General features: G+C 54.7%; 17 protein-coding genes. 9 read left to right on the top strand and 8 right to left on the bottom strand.

What is annotated here, in order from left to right:
* The first annotated feature begins 26 nt into the window (after positions 1-26).
* Positions 27-401 (top strand): GxxExxY protein, encoded by a 375-nt coding sequence (locus CA54_RS08925; RefSeq protein WP_197532312.1) that lies wholly within the window; start codon positions 27-29, stop codon positions 399-401.
* A 418-nt stretch (positions 402-819) separates the two neighbouring features.
* Here the strand turns inward: CA54_RS08925 and CA54_RS08920 are convergent, their stop codons facing one another.
* The 3 genes from CA54_RS08920 to CA54_RS08910 all read right to left on the bottom strand — a co-directional run bounded on the left by CA54_RS08920 (position 820) and on the right by CA54_RS08910 (position 5337).
* Positions 820-1575, bottom strand: coding sequence for a thioredoxin family protein (locus CA54_RS08920; protein WP_146370445.1), 756 nt, complete (start codon positions 1573-1575; stop codon positions 820-822).
* A 452-nt stretch (positions 1576-2027) separates the two neighbouring features.
* Positions 2028-2837 carry a glycosyltransferase gene (locus tag CA54_RS08915; protein WP_146370444.1) on the bottom strand — a complete coding sequence of 270 codons (810 nt, stop codon included), beginning with the start codon at positions 2835-2837 and terminating at the stop codon, positions 2028-2030.
* A gap of 328 nt (positions 2838-3165) precedes the next feature.
* Complete coding sequence (locus CA54_RS08910) at positions 3166-5337, bottom strand: hypothetical protein (RefSeq protein ID WP_146370443.1); 2172 nt, start codon at positions 5335-5337, stop codon at positions 3166-3168.
* 513 nt (positions 5338-5850) lie between these two features.
* Here CA54_RS08910 and rpsB point away from each other — a divergent pair.
* Together rpsB and tsf are read left to right on the top strand one after the other, a co-directional pair.
* Complete coding sequence (gene rpsB, locus CA54_RS08905; protein ID WP_146370442.1) at positions 5851-6591, top strand: 30S ribosomal protein S2; 741 nt, start codon at positions 5851-5853, stop codon at positions 6589-6591.
* Positions 6592-6743: 152 nt separating this feature from the next.
* Positions 6744-7583 (top strand): translation elongation factor Ts, encoded by an 840-nt coding sequence (gene tsf, locus CA54_RS08900; RefSeq protein WP_146370441.1) that lies wholly within the window; start codon positions 6744-6746, stop codon positions 7581-7583.
* A gap of 330 nt (positions 7584-7913) precedes the next feature.
* Here tsf and CA54_RS08895 read toward each other — a convergent pair whose 3' ends face one another.
* The 5 genes from CA54_RS08895 to CA54_RS08875 form a co-directional block, all read right to left on the bottom strand.
* On the bottom strand, positions 7914-9119 hold the full coding sequence (locus tag CA54_RS08895; RefSeq protein WP_146370440.1) for a DUF4350 domain-containing protein: 1206 nt from the start codon (positions 9117-9119) through the stop codon (positions 7914-7916).
* A complete protein-coding gene (locus CA54_RS08890; protein ID WP_146370439.1) occupies positions 9109-9855 on the bottom strand; it encodes a DUF4129 domain-containing protein in 747 nt (248 codons plus the stop codon). The genes CA54_RS08895 and CA54_RS08890 overlap by 11 nt, the downstream gene beginning before the upstream one ends.
* A complete protein-coding gene (locus CA54_RS08885; protein WP_146370438.1) occupies positions 9852-10724 on the bottom strand; it encodes a hypothetical protein in 873 nt (290 codons plus the stop codon). Before CA54_RS08885 ends, CA54_RS08890 begins: the two co-directional genes overlap by 4 nt.
* On the bottom strand, positions 10721-11689 hold the full coding sequence (locus CA54_RS08880) for a stage II sporulation protein M (RefSeq protein ID WP_146370437.1): 969 nt from the start codon (positions 11687-11689) through the stop codon (positions 10721-10723). The genes CA54_RS08885 and CA54_RS08880 overlap by 4 nt, the downstream gene beginning before the upstream one ends.
* A 92-nt stretch (positions 11690-11781) precedes the next feature.
* On the bottom strand, positions 11782-12645 hold the full coding sequence (locus CA54_RS08875; RefSeq protein ID WP_146370436.1) for an RDD family protein: 864 nt from the start codon (positions 12643-12645) through the stop codon (positions 11782-11784).
* Between the two features lie 224 nt (positions 12646-12869).
* On the opposite strand from CA54_RS08875, the gene CA54_RS08870 reads away from it, so the two are divergent.
* The 6 genes from CA54_RS08870 to CA54_RS08845 all read left to right on the top strand — a co-directional run bounded on the left by CA54_RS08870 (position 12870) and on the right by CA54_RS08845 (position 20758).
* A complete protein-coding gene (locus CA54_RS08870) occupies positions 12870-14030 on the top strand; it encodes a cysteine desulfurase family protein (RefSeq protein ID WP_146370435.1) in 1161 nt (386 codons plus the stop codon).
* A gap of 62 nt (positions 14031-14092) precedes the next feature.
* Positions 14093-15115 (top strand): DnaA/Hda family protein, encoded by a 1023-nt coding sequence (locus CA54_RS08865; RefSeq protein ID WP_231963009.1) that lies wholly within the window; start codon positions 14093-14095, stop codon positions 15113-15115.
* A gap of 378 nt (positions 15116-15493) precedes the next feature.
* On the top strand, positions 15494-16606 hold the full coding sequence (dnaN, locus tag CA54_RS08860; protein ID WP_146370433.1) for a DNA polymerase III subunit beta: 1113 nt from the start codon (positions 15494-15496) through the stop codon (positions 16604-16606).
* Between the two features lie 5 nt (positions 16607-16611).
* Positions 16612-16929 (top strand): DUF721 domain-containing protein, encoded by a 318-nt coding sequence (locus CA54_RS08855; protein ID WP_146370432.1) that lies wholly within the window; start codon positions 16612-16614, stop codon positions 16927-16929.
* Positions 16930-17035: 106 nt separating this feature from the next.
* On the top strand, positions 17036-19528 hold the full coding sequence (locus tag CA54_RS08850; protein ID WP_146370431.1) for a DNA gyrase subunit B: 2493 nt from the start codon (positions 17036-17038) through the stop codon (positions 19526-19528).
* A 351-nt stretch (positions 19529-19879) separates the two neighbouring features.
* The gene (locus CA54_RS08845; protein ID WP_146370430.1) at positions 19880-20758 is read left to right on the top strand and encodes an NAD(P)-dependent oxidoreductase; all 879 of its coding nucleotides are present in this window, start codon (positions 19880-19882) and stop codon (positions 20756-20758) included.
* The last annotated feature ends 63 nt before the right edge of the window (positions 20759-20821 follow it).

The raw sequence follows: 20821 nt of genomic DNA, 5'->3' as shown, positions 1-20821 counted from the left end.
AGACAAAAAATAGAGAGAGGGGTCGTATGTTGCTCTACGAGAAACTTTCTAGCGAGATTTTTGGTGCCGCCATTGAGGTCCATCGGCAATTGGGTCCGGGGTTATTGGAATCGGCGTATCAAAGGTGTTTATGCCACGAATTGAATCTCCGAGAGATTCCCTTCCGGAAAGAAATCGAGTTACCGGTTCAATACAAGGGAATGTGTTTGGATTGTGCCTACCGGATCGACATTCTTGTTGACGAAAAAATCGTTTTAGAACTCAAGGCCGTCGAACAACTGGACAAAATCCACGAAGCCCAGCTACTAACCTATTTGAAACTCAGCCAAAAGCGTGTGGGACTGTTAATGAACTTCAACGTCCCCCTCATGAAGCACGGCATAAAACGCATGGCACTATAGACTGGTTCCATAAGGACTACAGTCTAAAGTCTAAAGCCCAAAGCCTATTTCTTACTCCGTGCCCTCCGTGCCTCCGTGGTGAACCCCAATCAAGATCCCATCAAAAAAAGGTGGGTGGTACGCCGCGGTTTGGTGACGAGCGTGGGGCATCACGAGAAATGGGGTCACGCTCGACTGGTGCTGAAAAGCACATTGATCGGGCAGCCGGCTGTGCCGGTCGGGCAGGGGCGGACAAGGCACCCGCGCTCGATTTCGGTGGACCGAACTGCCGTGATCAATTGACAAAACCAAAACTTGGCTGCGACGTACCACCCGTCCACGGGGCATTGCGGGGATAAAGTCATGGGGAAAAGACCGTTGAACAGCGGGACATCCCTCGGTCGGTGAGTTCCCGACGGTGCCCTCGTTCAACGGTCTGTTATGAGGAACACGCCGACAGCGGGGACACAGACGAATCGCGGAGGAAGGCATTGATAAACGCGCCAATCGTCCGCTGCGCTGCCGGCGTGGTTGTGATGGTCAATTTGCCATCGGCAATTTTGGTTTCCATCGAAACCTGGGTGGTTTTCTCCAGCAGACCGACCAGCGCGGCCGCTTTGTCGTGTGGGACCGCATAGGTCGCCCGCAGCAACGTTTCGACCTCGGTCGCCGCCGGGATTTCACAGAGTGCGTCCGCACAACAGTGCTCAGACTCGCAGCAGGCAGGACAGTCGGTGGCAGATTCAGCGAACTTCGCTTTCCCGCCCAAACCGGAAGCCTGAGCGACTTTGCCAGCCAAGATGGTGACTTGATCGGCAGAAGTCATTCCCACTAACCGGCCCGCTTCGCGTCCGCGGATTAACTTCACCATGGTGGGCAGCGATGTCACCCGAAACTTGCGGGTCATCGCCCGGTCTTTATCAACATCGATTCGCCGAATCTTCAGGCCCTGCTTTTCCAATTGGGCCAGCACCGGTGCCATCTTTTGACATGGTCCACACCAATCAGCCTCGAAGGCGAGGATCTCTGTCGCGGGCGTCATCGCCTTGGCTGTTGCTGCGGGATGTCGTGGGGAACGTGTACAGGTCGCGGAGCGTTGACTCCTGGGGCAGGGGCAACAGGTTTCGTCCGCATCGGCGGCACAGGCGATCGTGATGATTCCGCCGAGTACGAGACTGAAAGGCGTTACATTCATTTTGAGAGTCCTATTCTCAGAGAGTGGTGGGTCACATGGCAGGTTGCTGTTGCTGCTCACGTGCCGGGACTCAATGCAAATCGCTTGCCACTTCGCAGCCTGGCGGCGGAAGAATTCTTTTCGAGAGACACCAACCACTTGGCACGGTAGCGGGTTGCGGAAATGTTTTTTTCGCAGCGGTCGCGTATCCCAATTTCGCGGTGAGCGGCAGCCGGCAGCGAGGTTGTAAAATCGTCACACCCACTTTGCACGAACGACAACTGGCGGGGTGGTGATCAAGGCCGGTCTATGAACCCGATCACCACGGAGGCACGGAGGACACAGAGTCAGAAAGGCTGTCGGCTTTAGACCGTAGGCCGTAGGGAGAATTCGCAACGTGGCAATAGCGTATAGCGACCAACGGGAGCGGACCAATCACCTCGAGCGGCAGCTCGCACCAAGCGGCTGAGCCGCTATGCCGCACGGCGATTGGATTGGCCGGAGTCGAAGCCCCATTTTGAGATCCAGCGCAGATACGATTGCAGATGCAACAGCGCATCGCGGGAGAGGACGCTTTTGCTGCCGCGTTGCTCGTGATGATAGCAACGAGCAGCCCCGTTGATCATGACGCGCCAACCCGCCTGGGACACGCGGCGGCACATGTCGACGTCTTCAAAATACTTGGCAAACCGGTTGTCGAACGCGCCGACCTGTTCGTACGTTTCGCGACGGAGCAGCATGAAACAACCCGACACCCAGTCGCAGTCGACCGTGCCGCTGTGGTCCTGCTCCATGCAGAGGTAATCCGCGATCGCCTTGGGAAAAATCATCTCCATTCCCAACCGCCGCGCTGCGATCGTCTTGATGGTTTGGAATCGTCGAGCGGGGTGCGCGTAGTTGCCGTCGGGATGATAAATCCCGCAACTGGCCAAGCCGCAATCGGGATAGGCATCCATGAATTCGACCATCCGCGAAACGCAGCGCGAATCGATATCGAAATGCATGTCGGTGTTCATCAACAAGATGTAGCGCGCCGTTGACGCTTTGAGAATCCGGTTGAGATTCTCGGCATAGCCCAGCCGCTGCTCGTTGTGAATCACCTGTGTAGCAGGGAAGGTTTGCTCCCAATCCCCGGTCCCGTCAGCGGAACAATTGTCGACAAGAATCAGCCCCACATTATCGGTCCCATCCGACGCTGCCAGCGACGCGATCAGCGGCGTCATAAAGTGCCGTTCACCGGTATAAATGATGCCGACTTCAACCTCGGGACCTTGGCCGTTCATGAAAACTGCCCTTTTTGAACGAATCGAGATCGCCGAGTCGTTCGGTTTTTTACGGCTTTAAATTAGCCACAGATGAAACACAGATTGAACACAGATCAAAAAAGTTGCTATTGGTCCTCGTACTCACAATTCCAAGTCATTTCGTTGTGCAACGAAACAACGAATGAAACACCTATTGCTGTATGCTGGACACTGAGAGTTACATTTCTCGGTACGGCTGGTCGTGCGTGACAGTCAGCGGTCGTCTTGGGAATCACTGATCGACGGTATCGAATCCGTGTTTAATCTGTGTTTCATCCGTGGCTAAGAATTCTTGTCAAACAAAACGTCACGATGCTTTGCGGTAGTGGTTTGGTTGGCGGTAATGGGTTTGTTGTTTGTATAGGTTGTCGATGTGATCGTTGATGAGTTGTTGTGCTGCTTCGGATTCGATCAGTTTTTTGATGTGGTGATCGACCCACCGTTGCCAACGCGAGGCGGAGAGTGTTGCCGGGGCAACTTCTTCTGGTTGGACCGATTTCCATTGCGGAAACAATCCTCGGAACCACGCGATGACCGACAGCCCGATGTCGAGCAGTTCAATCGGTATGTCGGCTGCTTTGATGGCAGCGATTTCCAAACGGGAATTGCGTCCGCCGTAAATGGGGATCCACCGTCCCAAGCGCGCAGCATTGTCCCGAATCAAAAAGGTCGCCAGTTGTTTGTGAGCTGCATACATTTGTACGGGAAAGGCCAAACTCCCGACCAGCGGTAAGATCCCGATCGCCAGTGCTTCGCCATAGCGAACGCCGCGCCAGCGATTGCGTGCCATTCGCCACAATGTGATTGCCGTTCGAGCGATGGGAGAAACAGCCATGGGCAACAGATACCACGGATCTTTTGTGACCGCAAAAGCCGCCAGTCCGCCCACTTTGAGAGGAATCAGCACCGGCATGATCAGCTTCAAACTGAGATGCATGCCAAAGCACCGCGCGTATTCGTCGAGTTCGTGGGAATCCGATTGTTTTTCTAAGCTGGCCTGTTCACGGGGAGGCAGTCGACCGGCAGTCGTCCATTCCCGCAACGACCGACGAATCATCTGCCGGCCATATTCACGTTGATAACGTCCCGAGGCGATCAACAAGACAAATCGTGCCAGTTGTGTCCGTCGCTGTTGCGGATCGGACAACCAGCGCTGCAGGCCAGCCGGCGTCAATTTGGCTAAGATGGCATTCGTCAAGAATCGAGGAGACAGCCGTGCAAATCTCCGCTCCGGAGAAATGCGTCCCGCCTTTCGCCATTGTTTGGTTTTGCGATCACAATATTCGGCAAATTGTTTGCGGCGAAAACTGCGATGCAGGATCGCCTGCCGGGCTGTGCGACGGGCCAGCCGATTGCCGCACATCTGTTGCAGAAATCGCCCTGGGCTGCCGGGAATCACGCCCAGCCAAAAGATCGGTCGCGACCAGAGTCGTGACGATGAGCGGAATTGGTTTGCCGTCTTTTCGTCGATGATTTCGTGCCGTTGCCAGATGTCAAAACAGCGTAGTCGCTGCGCTTTGCGAAAGGAACGTGAAAACAAAGATGTGCTGCGGCGGCCCAGGGCAATCTCGGCTTGTTTCCACCGCTCTGTATGCTCGATCAAAGCCTCGACATCGTCGGCCAACTGTTGAAACCCCGTGCGGCCCAGTTCGGATTGCAATTTCGGCCAATGCTCTTCAACGAAATTTCGCAGCATGCGCGGCTCTAGATCATCGAACAGCGGCATCGACCGCATTCGCCAACCTGCTGCGAGGTAAAAGGGGACGAGTAATGCAGGAATGCCGGATTCGAGGTCGACGACGACGTACTCGGATTTGGTCCGGAGTAGATTCGCCGTGGCGACGACAGCCGATTGACTCACCTGCCAACCAGAGCCAACCAACCCGCATTCGTGCATCAATGCTTCCAACCGCCGCATGATCCGCAACAGATCGTCGATTTCTTCCGGGGGCTGCTGATTGTTTCCGTACGGATTTCCAAAGCCGTTTCGCAGCGTGCGGCGCAATGTTTGAAGATCAGCCGCAGCGGGACGAATCCCCCGGCCGCGAATCAATTCGCTTCCCAGTACGAACGCGCGGCTGGAACGGTCCCAGCGAACGTACAACGGTTCAGCCACGCGCACACCGGGGACGAGCGCTTCGACCAGTCTTGCCGCGACTCGTCGGCGATAGAAGCAGGCAAGAATGGCATCTTCGGAATTTTGGTAGGCAAACGGCGCTTGAAAGGCGCAGCGATAGACCGCACGAGTCAGCCAACCTGGTCGAAAGATTTTTTCGACACACAAGCGGGTGTGGCCGGTTTGGTCGCGAGCTTTGACGAGTATCGCCTCGGCGGCCCGACCCGCCCCCAATTTGAGTAGAGACTCAATCTTCTGTGGGACCCAATTGTTGCGCGCGGGCACCAAACCAATTTTGCCGGGCGGAGAAAATTGGATTGCGCTTGTCGTCTCTGCGACGGCGACGCACGGTCGGTCCTGCATGTGCGATCTCATTAACTCCGGTCGATCCTTGACCGAAGGAGCATTCATTCGGAATCGGGTGTTCGCTTAAAAAATGAGCAACATCCGGTGGATAGTAAATCGTGTCCCGGCCTAGGCGGACGGAGGGAAACGGGCGGGATGTTAACGAATGTTCAAAATTGCAGCAACTTCGGTTTTTTTGAGATGTTGGGGGGGAGGGGAGGTCGCGCGAGAATGGATTCGCCCGGAGGGTGTGCTGCCGTTGTTCACAACGTAGTTAATTGACGAATGGGCACCAACGCGTTACGATCCAGCCCTCACGACGTGAGAAATCCGTATGCGCGCCGGGTCAAAAGGCGGGTCCCTGTGCAACGGAATTCCTAATAGTTATCTACCCGCCACGCTAGTCAAACGCAAAAGCTCGTCTGGAGACAAAGCCTTTCCAGTACACGAGTTTGCCGCATCTAGTCGCGCTGAAATGCGACTGCCGGTCACGCCGTTTTTCTGGTCAAAATCTGAGGAGATTTTCGTCGCATGCCGAATATTGTCGTCAAGGAAATTTTGGAAGCAGGTGTTCACTTCGGTCACCGAGTGAGCAAATGGAATCCCAAGATGCGGCCGTACATTTATGGTCGCCGCAACTTGATTCATATCATCGACTTAAAGGAAACCGTCCGCGGGCTGTTGCGGGCGAAAAAGTACCTCTCGCAAGTCTCCTCGCAAGGCAGTTTGATCCTGTTTTGCGGCACGAAGCGCCAAGCGGCCGATCCGGTCGAACAAGCGGCCAAGGCTTGCGGAATGCCCTACGTCACCGAACGTTGGTTAGGTGGCACGCTAACGAACTTCCGCACGATTCGCAGTCGACTGCGGCGTTTGGAAGAGTTGGAAGCGCTGGAAGAAAGCGGCAAACTGGCGACGTTTTCCAAGAAAATGCAATCGTCGCTCAACCGCGAGCGGACGAAGATTTTCCGCAACTTGAGCGGAATTCGCGCGATGAACCGCCTTCCCGAAGTGCTGGTCGTCATCGATCCCCGCAAAGAGAAAAACGCCGTCCACGAGGCACGAATTTTGGGAATCAAAGTGGTTGCTTTGATCGACACCGACTCGGACCCCGATTCTGTCGATCTGCCCATTCCCGGCAATGATGACAGCATCCGCTCGATCCATCTGATCCTGCAACACTTGAGTCAGGCCATCAACGGAGGCAAAGTCGACGTCCCCAAAGACGACGCACCGGCTGCTCCCCCCGAACCTGCTCCCGTTCCGTCGCTCTAGACCGAATAGCCTTATGATGAACCGGTGGGGCCCGCCCTTAAGTGGGATGGGCCCCCAACCGATTCGTATTTGCTTCAACACAGTCGCCGCAAAACCATGCGTTGGGCAGTTTGCGGCTAAACGTTACCAATAGAAAAAAGAAAGTAGGCACGATGGCAGAAATCACAGCTGCCGCTGTGAAGGCACTGCGGGAGCGGACCGACCTCCCGATGATGGAATGCAAAAAAGCATTGGTCGCCGCCAATGGTGATGAAGAAGGCGCTGTTGAGTACCTGAAGAACCAAGTCGGCAAAGTGATGGACAAGCGCAAAGACAACGTCACGGCCGAGGGCAAGTTCTGCGTGGCGATTGCCGACGATGGCAGCGCCGGCGTGATGATTGAAATGATGTGCGAGTCTGATCCGGTCTCCAAAAGCGACGACTTCAATTTTCTCGCCGCCCAGTGTGCCAAACAACTATTGACCGGCCCGGGCGCAGCGACGGCTGACGAATTGTTGGCACAGCCTGTTCCGGATGATCCGTCGAAAACGCTCAAAGATCTGCACGAAGAGATCACCAACAAGATCCGTGAAAAAATGGTGATCGGTCGCGTGATCAAAGTCGACGGTCCGGTGGGGTCCTACGTGCATCACGACGGCAAAACCGGCGTGTTGTTCCAAGCGGCCGGAGACTCCAAATCCGAGGATATCCTCAAGGACATGGCGATGCACATCGCCGCACTGAAACCCAAAGTCGCCTTGCCCGAAGAACTCGACGCGGCTGCTGTGGAAGCGCAACGCGGAGAGTTGTCCGAAAAGGCCAAAGCCTCGGGCAAACCGGAAAACATTGTCGACAAAATCGTTGACGGTCAAATGAAGAAGTTCTTCGACGAACAAGGCGTGCTGATCGCACAAGCCTTCGCCAAGGATGATTCTAAAACGGTCGAAAAAGCATTGGACGAAGCGGGCCTCAAAGCGGTCGGCTTTACCTGCTGGGAATTGGGGAAAAAGTAGTTCCTCGATGAACTGACATTGAGAAATCTAAAACGGGCGAGAACCAAAGCAAGTTCTCGTCGGTTTTTTTATGCGCACCTTAATCGTCAAACATAAAAAACGAGGGTGCCACTGGCTATGCCAGTGTTTCGCAAATATCGCACACACGGGAAATCGCACTGGCAAAGCCAGTGGCACCCCATCCTAGTAATCAATCGTGATGAAGCGCTGAATTCATTAGGAGCGCCGTGCACGACGGCAAGCCGTCGGTTTGGGGGCTTAGGTTTGACTCCCGTTAATCTGCGTTTTATCTGTGTTCAATCTGTGGCTAAGAATCCTCACCACCACAGTTTAGCTTTTCGCTCGTACGCTTTGTTTGCGGAGAATTCCAGCGCGCAATGTGGCGAGATCGCGGATGATTTCCGCGGCGGCGCGGCGTTTTAATTTGGATCCATTGATTGCACTGTTAGCGCGCGCGAGTAGGTCTCGCACCTGTTGCGGTTCCTGATCCGCGCGGCGGGCCAGTGTTTCCAGAGCTTGGTTGTCAGTGAGCGACATATGACGAAACTGCAGATCCTTGCGCAACTGTTCGTAATAGTCGCGCAGAGCCATACGGCCGTCACCCGTACGATAATACATGTTCCCCAGTGCGTCGGTGTGGTCCACGATATTGTGTCGCGGTTTATACAACGCTGGAAGTTGCCGACCGAATCGCCGTGAGCCGTACCAAACAAACAACAGCAACAAGGCCAACAACTGCACTGTCAACGGACGCAATAAGGGATCGAATAACAAACCCACGACCTTCGGCGCGCCGATCGAGTTGTAATATTCGTCGAAAATGACATGACTCTCCGGCGAGGCGACTGATTCCACCAACCGCTGCGCCAAGATGCCGTTGTCCTTATACGCCAACGATCCATTGGAAAAAATCTCATCTGAGGCAAGCAATAAGACGCGGCCCGAGCCATACGGTTTCAACACGGCTTGCGCCGCGTCGTCAAACTCAACAATAACCTCGCCCCCGTCGCCGGTGACCTTCCCAGTCGATCGCCAGCGCAGCTCGCCGCCGCCAAATAGCGTGGTCTGTACCGGCTGCGGTTCCTCTTCCTGATTTTGTTCCTGCACCTGCTCCAGCATTTCTCCAAGATTAATATCAAAATCGAACAGCGGTTCGACCTGCAGCCCTAGCTCGTCAATCTTTAATGACGGAGCACCATAGGCGGGTGCGATGATCAGCGAGCCACCTTGCTCGACCCAATCCAACAACACCTTCCATTCGCGTTGATCGGGTTGCCGACTCGGGCCGAGCAGGCAGAAAACGTCGTCGTCGTACATCTCTTCCACAACGCTGGCCGGCGAAAGATCATTGCGGCGGGCTTCGACAAATCTTCGTTGCTCCAGCAGGAAAAACGCCTTTTTGCCCGCGCGTTCGGTGCTGTAGGTATCGTTCAACGGTTGCTGCGAATAGCGCGGAAACCAGAAATGCAGCGAGATCACCGCTATCAATCCGGCCTGCCACAACCAGGACCAGAATGTGGACGCGTTACGTCGCATGAAACGCCCCCAGATAATTGTCCAGCGACGTTTCGTAATGTTCGGGAAGCACATCGCGGCGGCCGAAACAGATTGGCTCGTAGATCCCTACGATCTGGCCCAGCGCTGCATACAACTCATTTCGCGAACGCACCGCACGGAGATAGTCGCGACACGTCAATCCGCGACGAAATCGAATCAAGCCTTCCCGTTCGATGTAGCTCATCGCTCCTAATAATAGTTGGGCAATGGCTTCGCGCGTATTGCCGGCGGCGGCCAATTCAGCGGCGCGATTCAGGTAAACGTCGGCCGACAATTCCGCTGGGGAGAGGGCAGCATCCCCTTCCTCAAAATCATCAGGCAGCCAGTCTTCCTTTTTGGAACGGCGCTTTATCGACGTAATCCCCACGTAGACCACATAGACAATCAACCCGCAGAGCACGGCGACGACGATCCAAAACATATAGGACAACATCGGTCCCAGTACACTGCCGATTGCCTCGGTGGTTCTCTTGACCCAATCGGGCAATTCGGCCGGTTTGAATTCCGAATCCGTGATTTCAGCGTCGCTGCGATCGTACTTCAATCGGCGAAATTCCGGTGTGGAGAAAATATCCTCGATCTCGTCGCGGACGACATTGGGATCTTCGAATGCGGTCGGCTGCGGTCCGTCCTGTGCGTTGAGCGGAGCAGCCGCCAGCGCGATCAGGACCAACCAACAAACGCAGGCCAGCGCGCGGTTTGTCAGCGTGATCATGACGTGGCCTCCAGTCGATCGGCTTCCTGCGCCAATTCCAATTCCATATCCCAGCAATCGCGGCGGACGCGGAGGTCGATGTAGGTGAAGAACCACGCCAAACGCCCCAAGGGATAGACCAAAAAGGCGCAAAACGTGATCAAGCAGAGCACCTTGGGGTCACCCCATAACAAAAAGCCCATGTCACCGTCGGGGCCAAGTCGTGGGAAGAAAATGGGAATGTGAAACAAAAAATTGATCGCCAAATCAAAGACCAAAAAGAACACCAACCACAACAACGCACAATATCCCACAATCATGCCACCGCCGATCAACAGTTCGCCAAACTGCTTATGAATCAATTTGCTGCCCCGCGTTTCGTGCACATGATGCGACAAGTCCGCCAACACGGTCCGCTCCACGAGAAATCCGGAACGAATGGCCAACCACACGCCGGGAAACAGGCACAACACAAAGCCCAGTAGCACTCGAATTGCGAGGTCCCAATCTTCAAGAAAGAACATCAGGATCACCGAGCCCACAGCCGCCCGCAACAACAGTCCTCGAAAGAACAGGCTGATCAATCGGCCCGGTTTCTGTTTCAACACGCGCCGCCAGGAGAACGGTTCGCCGAACGACGCTGCGGCCGTGCCACTGATGAGCAAAATGCCCAGGGGGGAACTGAGGACGAAAAACAACAGCGCCGGCAGGCGCAAATCGTATTCGTAGAAGTACACCATCACATAAACTGCGACGCAACAAGGCAAAGCAAACAGGGCCAGCAACTGAGCGATTGGCTTAAAATATTGGCGGTAGAATAGCACAGCCATGTCGAGGCAATTGGAAACGCTCAGCGGTTCTAGGCGGATACGGACGTGATCGAACCTCATGCCACCTCCTCGCCGCGACCCGCGAGTGTGAGATACAAAATCACTAACAGCCACAGCATGCCGCCGGCGGTATATTTGATTTCATCCGCTATGGGCGCCGGCGACCAGAAGGCTTCGATCATGGCGGCCACCATCAACATCACAGCGGCGCCGCCGGCGATTTGCACTGCTTCGAGTCCGCGGGTTCTGAGCGAATCAATCCGCGTCCGCTGGCCGGGATGCACGATGGCCTCGCCCAGCATCAGTCCGGCGCCACCGGCGACAGCGATGGCGGTCAATTCAAACGACCCGTGTGAGACGACGAAACTCAAGAGGTTTTCACCGTGCCCTTTGCCGATGAGATAACCGAACGTCGCACCGATGACGATGCCGTTGGTCAACAGCAGGTAGACCGTGCCGGTGCCCAATAAGACTCCCATGGCGAAACACCGCAGTGCGATGCCGACATTGTTCATGACATAAAATCCCCCCATTGCCGCGCGGTCGGTCCCGAACTCTTCAAACTCAGCCTCGGCGTACATGTCTTCCATCTGGTCGAGTTGTTGCACAGGCAGAATGCGGGTGGCCAGCTCCGGCCGATTTTGCACGACGATCCACGTGATCAATAGCGGCAGAAAGAACATTGCAGCTGCGGTGATGAAAAAGCCGATGTTCCGGCGAAAAATGCGGGGGAAACCTCTGGAGAGGAAGGCGAAAAAATCGTGGCTACGCGTCGGCGGGGCCTTATAGAAAATGTTGTGCCCCTTGGTGACCAAATCGTTCAGGTAGGAGGTCAAGCCTGCTCCCCAATCGCGCGTGCGGACGATGGATAAGTCGTGGCAGACTTCACGGAATAGCTGCGAGAACTGTGAGGCATCGTTTCCGGATAACTTTTTCCAGCCTTTATTGTCCACCTTGTGGATCAACGCCTCAAAGCGGGTCCAGTCCGCTTGGCGCTTGCGTCGATATTCCCGTTTGCTAATCATGCAGGCAAATCCGCTTCGTGTGACGCGATGGGCAAGTTAAAAACGTTCCAAAATGCTTTACTACTCGTTCCCAATCTCCGTTTGGGAACGCGTTACGGTGACGTAAACATGGCCTCGCCGGCGACGGCCTGTTGTCGCTGGTCTGGGTGGTGGTCATGGATTTCGTCGGCGTCGTTGTTCATGGTGCGATGGAATGTCACGTAGACGCGCGCTAAAAAAGCCATGGGGTATTCCTCAACAAAATTTGCTTCCCCTTGGAAGTTGAGTTTCTTCGCTAAGACCGCTGCCAAACGCGCCGCCAATTCGTGGCCCCGTTGATGCGTAACGACGAACCGCCGCTGTAAGAATTCTTCGATCAATGTCAACGTTTTGTGTGGTGGAACGTAGGTGCCGATGTCCGTGCGGGACAGCGGTTGAATTTTTTCTAGGATGATCGGTTCGCGCGGAAGCTGCACTTTGCGTTCCTCAATCACAACCGTTCCCGCAGCCAGGTCGCCCAGTCGTCGAAACTTGCCGGAAGTGAATGCGGAAATGAAGCCGATGCCGTAGAGTGGAATCATGTCAGCCGCGCGGAGAAAGTTGCGCATCAACGCCGACCAAAAACTGATCGGATAGCCCGCTTCTTGAATCACGCGGATGCTCATCGCATGTTTGCCGATCGTCTTGCCGCGAAAGAACCCCTCGAAGATGGCGAAGTAGCCCCACTCCATGAGGAACAACAGCACCAGCCACAGGCCCATCGGCACCCCTTCGATGGCCATTTCCGAGATCTCCGCCACGATGGCCGCCACGAACAATACGATCCCGCGAATGACCGTGTCGATTACATAGGCCCACAACCGCAGCGCCGGCCCCGCTAGCCGATAGGTCAACACCACGTTTTCGGGCGTTTCGATAGCGCTGTGCAATTCGACAATCGCCGGAACGTCGCTGGATGTCAGGTCGAGGGAACTCATTCAGTCGAGCGCCAACCGTGGAAGGATCTTGGAAACCAGGAAGACTTCGCCAACAGAAAACGAAGTCCACACCTAGATCGTAAACCGCCGCCCGCCGCAACGCTACTGTGTTGTTGACCTCGACCGCCAAATCCACCCGCCCCGCCGCTTGTGATGTCGACAGCTTTCCAGGTAAAACAGCATGAACTCCCCCTCTTTTTTTCTCTCCACGACGTCGTGCAATCATGGCCGCTGACACGTCTGATCACTGGATCTATCTCGACAACAACGCCACCACACGGCCGTTGCCGGAAGTGCTTGACGTGATGCAGCGACATTTCGCCGACAGTTTTGCAAATCCCGGGAGTCGACACGCAGCCGGTCGCGCTGCTCGCAAGGTGCTGGAGGCATCTCGCGAATCGATCGCTCAGATTCTGGGAGCCACGCCGGAGGAACTGATCTTTACCAGCGGCGGCACCGAATCGATCAACCTCGCCATACGCGGCTTGGTTGGCACGACCCCCGGCACAATCGCCCTACCGCACGGAGAACATCCTGCGACTCTCGAAGCATGTCGCGCCCTGCAGCGGCGCGGCTGGAAACTGCATTTTCTCGATATCGACGGCGAAGGCCGGTTGATTGATGAACAGTTTCCTCAACTGCCGTGGGAGGATTTGCAACTGGTTACGGTGATATTGGCACATAACGAAACCGGCGTGATCCAGGATCTGGGCCCGTTGGCAGCGTTGTGCCAGCAGCATCGCGTTCCGTTGCACGTGGATGCCGTTCAAGCAGCGGGCAAGATTCCGGTCGATATTCATGCGCTGGGCGTCGATGCCATGAGCATCGGTGCGCACAAATTCAATGGCCCGCGGGGGATTGGCGGATTGTTGATCAAAGCGGAGCGGAGGCTGAATCCGTTGATTTTTGGGGGGCATCAGGAAGCAGAGCGGCGACCAGGTACCGAACCGGTGGCTTTGATTGCGGGCATGGCGGCTGCCTTGGAGGCATTTCACGCGGATCCGACGTCACGATTCGAACTGTTGCAGCAACTCCGCGACCGGTTGCAAGCAGGATTGCGGGAGCGGTGTCCACCGGTTATCGTCAATGGCTCGCAGCAACATCGCTTGCCCAATACGCTGAACATCGCCTTTCCTGGTTTGGGGGGGGATCCGCTGCTGATTGCTCTCGATTTGGAAGGAATCGCCTGTTCGTTGGGAAGCGCCTGTGCCAGCGGTTCGTCGGAGCCGGCCCCCGTTTTGGTGGCGATGAATTGTCCGGACGAAGTGCTGGATTGTTCGATTCGTTTCAGTGTGGGAGTCGGGAATACAGAGGCGGAAATGGATGATGCCGTCGGTCGAATCGCCGGCGTCGTGAACCGCATGCGAGACAATTGCTCCTCATAAACAAAACCGGAATGACCATGAGCGTCAGCCCTGCAAAAGCCGAATCTGGTCGAATCGTTTCGATGCCGTCGCGCGTCGATTCGCACCTGCTGGTTTTGCCTGAAAACGCATTGGCATTTACAGCTGTCGAAACGCTTTCAGAAACGCCGCACAGCAAAAACGCCCAAATCGCCTTTATTTATGGGCCTTCGGGTGTGGGGAAAACGCAACTGGCGCAGCATTTTCTGCAGCGCGTTCGCTCCGCCGACCGGCGTCCGACAGTGATGTTCAAACATGCGGCTGAGTTTATCGACGAATTCGTCGAAGCGGCCCAAGCCAACAACATTCCGCAATTTCAGCAATCTTTTGCGGCGATCCACTGTTTGGTGATTGAAGATTTTCAGGCGTTTGAAGGCTCCCCGGAAAGCCAACAACAGTTGTTGGCGCAAGTTGACCGCATTATTGCGCGTGGCGGGCAGATTCTGTTCACGTCGCGAAAAAGCCCAGGAGAACTCAAAAACAGCAACGAAAAACTAGTCAACCGCTGTATTGGCGGTGTCTGCGCAGCCATACCACTGCCCAGTCTCTCGAGCCGCAAACAGTTATTGGCGCATTTCGCCAGCGTAGAAATGATTCCGCTCCCCGACGCAGCAGCGGAATTGCTGGCCGTGGAATTGTCAGTTTCGCCGCGGGAACTACGGGCAGCGATCATTCAGGTCGAAGCAGCAGCGCGTTTAGGAGGTTGCCGGATCGACACACCGTTTGTCCGCAACTACCTACAGCATGAAGCCAAGCGGCCCGACCTCGGATTGTCGGACATCACACGAGCCGTGGCGCGGCAGTTTGATATTTCTGTCAGTCGGCTTCGTTCTAGAAGTCGCAACCAGGAGTCAGCATTGGCGCGGCAGTGCGCGATGTATTTAGCGCGTGAGTTGACGGAAAAGCGGTTGGAGGAGATTGGCCGCTACTTTGGGAATCGGGACCATGCGACGGTCGTCTATGCCTGTCGTCGGATCAAATCGCGAGCGTTGGAGAGCGCCGAAATACGTCGCCATATTACCCAGATTCTCCAAACGCTCAACACTTCTGCGAGTCCAAATTGTTAGTAACTTGTTGATGGATTGGCGATGAATTTGTGGTGAAAATGCGTGTTGACTCCAGTGCCTGAGTCACCGTCGATAACTGGGCAGTTGTTGACAAATTCTCGACGTTTTTTCACCCAATTTTCAACAATCTCTAAACAGCCACATCAGCTGGTTGACGTTTTTTAAGTGTTTTCATATCATACACTTTCGTAAAATGATTGCCAAAGTATCCACAGCAAAATAGGTGCCTTGATACTACTACTGATAATTTTAAATTATCTATAAAGAAACGGCTCCATTCAAAGCAAAAATTGTGGGTAAGATGAAGTCGGGCATTGCGTCCGATTGGGGCTTCCCAATTTCCGATACCTATCGTTTTTATCAGGTAACCGTGTCGGCATGAAACTCACTTGTAATTGCGCGATTCTCGCAAACGCCTTTCAGACCGTCAGCGGCGTCGTTCCTTCAAGAACTCCCAAAGAGATTTTGAAGAACGTGAAGCTGGAAGTCTTTGAAAATTCGATCGCTTTGATCGGAACGGACCAGGAAGTCGGCATTCGTTATGTGATCCAAGATGTCGACACGGCCGAAGCGGGCGAGTTGTTGTTGCCGGCCAGTCGGATCATTGCCATCTTGCGTGAGCTGCGCGACGAGACGGTGATGTTGGAGTCGACCGGCGACACCGTACGCATCAAATCGGGGCATAGCGAATTTGAATTGCCGTTGGAAGATCCAGCAGAGTTTCCTTCCATCAGTGAATTCGACGCAGAGAATTATATCATTGTCGAGGCTGCAACGATTCGGCAGATGATTCGTCGAACGATCTTTGCGACCGATACAGAGAGCACGCGATATGCCTTGGGTGGGATCCTGGTGGAAACCGAGGGCGAGTCGATCAAACTGGTTGCCACCGACAGTCGCCGCTTGGCGTTGATGTCGGCGAGTTGCAGTTACAAGGGCGAGCCGCCCACACCGGAAAGTCCGCCGGTCATCCCCGCGAAGGCGATGTCGATGATCGAACGTTCGCTTTCGGATGACGACAAGGAAGTGCACATTGCTATTCGCGACAACGACATTTTAATTCGTTCGGGACATTCCACGATTTATAGCCGCCTGGTCGAAGGTCGCTTTCCGAAGTACGATGCGGTGATTCCGAAACAATCGGAGGTTTCGTTGCAGTTGGTGGTCGATCCTTTTTATTCGGCCGTGCGACAGGCGCAGATCGTAACGGACCAGGAGAGTCGCGGGGTCAATTTCAATTTTGCACCCGGTTTGTTGTCGTTGGACAGCCGGGCTTCAACCGTGGGTCAGTCGCGCGTGGAAGTACCGATCAGCTACGACGGTCCGGAAATCAGCATCACCTTCGATCCGCGATTTGTGGCTGAATTTTTACGGGTCTTGGAACCGGAAAAACAGATCACGCTGGAATTGACCGACGGCGAAAGCGCAGCTGCATTGAAGACGGACGACGGATACATCTACGTCATCATGCCGTTGTCGAGGGATCGTTAAAAATCATGGCTGCGCAAAATGGGCCGGTACATGTATCGGCGGCTTTGAGTGAATTGATTCAGCGTCGCGGCTATGCGCGTACATTGGGCCAAGCGCAATTGCGAACTGTTTGGGAGGAGGTCGCAGGAGCGGACGTCGCCAAGCAGACGCGGGTCACGGGAATTAATCGCGGCGCTTTGCAAGTGGAAGTTTCCAATTCCGCATTGTTGAGCGAGTTGGTTTCATTTGGTCGCCCTGGTTTGTTGAGTGCGCTGCGCGAACGACAACCGGAGTTGAACATCAAGGACTTGAAGTTTCGACTCAACGGCGGCATCGGCAAGTGAACGGCGGGACGACAGCCGGTCACATGACCGATTCCTCGCATGCCTTTCGGGACCGCCGGACGGTCCGGGCAAGAATGAGTCCATTGACTTGGACGGAGAATAGACATTGAGTGAAGCATCAGAAAAACCAGCCCCGCAAGGGGGAGCGGAATACGGCGAAGCCCAGATTCGTGCGCTGGAAGGAATCGAAGGGATTCGCACCAGGCCGGCGATGTATATCGGCGATACCGGTACGCGGGGCTTTCACCATTTGGTTTACGAAGTGGTGGACAACAGCGTCGACGAAGCGGTCAATAAACACGCTTCGAAGATTTCCGTCAAAATCAATGCCGACGGCAGCGTGACGTGTCGCGACGATGGCCGAGGGATCCCCGTAGGTCCGATGCCGGATGTCGACAATCGGCCGGCTGTTGAGGTGGTACTGACGCACATTCATGCCGGTGGGAAATTTGACCGCGACAGCGGCTACAAAACCGGGACCGGCGGATTGCACGGCGTGGGGATTACGGCTGTCAATGCGTTGAGTGAATGGTTGGAAGTGGAAGTCCGCCGCGAAGGCTTTGTGTGGATGATGGAATTTGCCCGCGGTGAAGTCACGACGCCGTTGAAAAAATTGGGGACGACCGACAAGACCGGCACGAAGCTGACCTTCAAGCCCGACACGACAATCTTTGAGGAGTCGAACTTCAGCTATGACACCCTGCACAAACGGATGCAGGAGTTGGCGTTTTTGAACAAAGGCATTCGGATTCGGATTTCCGACGATCGTACCGACCAGTCGGAGGAATTCATTTATGAAGGGGGGTTGGTGCAATTTGTCGAGCATCTCAACCGCACGGAGAACCCGCTGTTTCCCGAAGTGATCGAAGTACACGGCGAAATCGAAGGGGTCGAGGTTGAGGTCGCGTTGCAGTACAACGACGGGTTTTCTGAAAACCTGCGGACCTACACCAACAACATCAATACGATTGAAGGCGGGACGCATCTGAGCGGATTCAAAAGCGCGCTCACGCGTACGCTCAACGCCTACGGCAAAAAAGCGAACCTGTTTAAAGACACGACTCCCAGCGGCGACGACTTTCGCGAGGGATTGACCGCTGTCATTTCCGTGCGCGTTCCCGACCCGCAATTCGAAGGTCAGACGAAGACAAAACTGGGCAACAGCGAAGTCGAGGGTTACGTCACGACCGTGACCAATGATGCGTTGATGAAGTTCTTTGAAGAGAACCCCTCGACGGCCAAACGGGTCTGCCAAAAAGGAATGCTCGCGGCCGAAGCACGGGAAGCAGCACGCAAGCAACGCGAAATGGTTCGTCGTAAAGGCGCGCTGACGACTGGGGGACTGCCGGAAAAATTGCGGGATTGCCGGACGAAGGAATTGGCGATCAGCGAATTGTACCTGGTCGAAGGGGACTCGGCCGGCGGATCGGCCGACACTGGCCGCGACTCGAACACCCAAGCCATTTTGCCGCTGCGGGGAAAAATCCTCAACGTGGAGAAAGCGCGGCTGGTCAAGGTTCTCGACAACGCCGAGATTTCAAACATTTTCAAAGCCGTCGGTGTGCCGCCCGGTGCGGAACTTGAAGATGTCGAAAAGCGGCGGTATGGCAAGATCATCATCATGACCGACGCCGACGTCGATGGCAGCCACATTCGTACGCTGTTGCTGACGTTTATCTTTCGGCACATGCGGGAGTTGGTAAAGTCGGGCTGTATCTATATCGCCCAACCGCCATTGTATCGCGTGGAGCAGAAAAAGAAAAAGCGTTATGTGCAAACGCAAGAACAAATGATGCAAGAGTTGGTTACGTTTGGTTTGGATTGCAGTACGCTGCATGCCGCAGATGGAACGGTCTTTGCCGGCGATCATTTGACAGAGATCGTGGGCATGATTGCTGAACTAGAAGAACCGCTGGAGACGTTGGAGCGTCGCGGAATTTCATTGCGGCACTTAGCAGCTGAGCACAAAACTGAAAAAGGATTGTTACCGCGGTACCGGTTGTTCTTGGGGCGCGAGCAACATTGGTTCAATGATCAAGAGGAAGTGGATGCTTTCTTAGCGAAGTGCAAAGCGGAGATCGGCGGCGAATTAGATGTGGCCGACGAAACCCTGACCGAACCGGGTGAGGAGAATGGCGACAAACAACCTGTGGCCGAAACGACGTTGCAAGTGGTCGACTTGCACGAAGTTCGTACGATCAATCGCGTGTTGACGAGCTTGTCCGGTTTTGGTCTGAAGTTAGATGACTTTGTACCGGCCGAGATCAAGGACGGCGTCGTTGTCTTTCCGTTCCACGTCGAGCATGATGACAAACAGACCGACGTGGCCAGCTTGCGGGAGTTGTTACCGTCACTGCGGGATATTGGCGAAAAAAGCAAAGGTCTCAAACTCACACGGTTTAAAGGTCTGGGCGAAATGGACCCCGAGGAATTGTGGGAAACTGCCATGGATTCCAGCAGGCGTGTCTTGTTGCAGGTCACCATGGAGGACGCCACGGCTGCCGATGAGATTTTTCGCGTGTTAATGGGGGACCACGTGGAGCCTCGCCGCGATTTCATCGAAAAACATGCCTTGGATGTGCGCGACCTGGATATTTGACGCGCTCATCTGCATCCCCAACCCGTTCCACAATCACATACAGGTCACAGGCCGGCCTCAATCCAGTTCCTAACTCGGATTTTTGCCTTGTTATTGGGCAGGACTTCTACTTTCGGGCAGTTTGGAGCGGGCTGTTCCAGGGTTTTACTTGGGCTTTCCGGGATCATCGGAGAACTTTATTGCTTAAGGGTCATTGCATCAATTAAGATGAATACTTGATGAAACTGGCCAAATTGGCGATGATCCATTTGTTCCTAGTCAGCGTTCACACATCGATCGCGACTGTTGCGCTATTAAAACGAACTTGGCTGCGATTACTTAACCGCTTTATTTCCAATTGTTTACGATCAGATGAGTGTCAAAAGGCTTGGGATAGTTGGACTTGGATTGTTGGGAACTGCTCTCGCAGAGCGGTTTGCAGCCGCTGGCTATTCTTTGTTGGGATACGACCTGGATCCAGCTGCTCGTGACCGATTGAAAGCGATGGGAGGGCAACCGGTTCGCTCTTCACGCGACGTAGCGATGGGATGTTCACGGATCGTGTTGTGCCTACCGAATTCCGATGTCGTCAAACACGTCATATCGGAAATGTTGCCGGTGGCATGGAGTTCGACGATCTTGATCGACACGACCACCGGCTTGCCTGAAAAAATGGTTGGCTTGTCGAAGATGGTTTCCAGCCAAAATATCGGCTATTTGGATGCCACAATCGGGGGTTCCAGCGCACAGGTTCGCGAGGGAGACGCGATTGTCATTGCCGGCGGTGAGCGCAAAGCGTTCGACGAGTGCGGCGAGATATTTGATTGCTTCGCTCGGGAAAAATTTTACGTCGGTCCCTGTGGTACGGGTGCCGAAGTCAAGCTGGCCGTCAATATGGTCTTGGGTTTGAATCGCGCAGCTTTGGCCGAGGGGCTGAAGTTCGCCGAGTCGTTAGGTTTGGATCCCCAAGAAGTGCTGAAGATCCTTCGCGCCAGTCCCGCCTATTCGACAGTGATGGATACCAAGGGGGACAAAATGCTTGAGGGCGATTTCACGCCGCAAGCTAAGTTGTCGCAGCATCTCAAGGATGTCCGTTTGATGTTGCATATTGGCGTTAAAAATGGGGCGAAGCTGCCGTTAACGCAAATGCACAAACGGATTTTGAAAAAGGCGCAAGTTGACGGATACGGTGATGAGGACAATAGCGCAATCATCAAGGTGTATGATCCGTCGCCGAATGACAAATCGTGATGTCATGAACGCGTGAATTCACTTGCAGAGATAACAATCGCCCGCGGCTATGCCGTGGGTTTT

This window comes from Symmachiella macrocystis, assembly GCF_007860075.1.
Lineage (GTDB): Bacteria > Planctomycetota > Planctomycetia > Planctomycetales > Planctomycetaceae > Symmachiella > Symmachiella macrocystis.
Note: the sequence above shows the minus strand (reverse complement) of the source record. Positions and strands in the feature narration are given on the sequence as shown.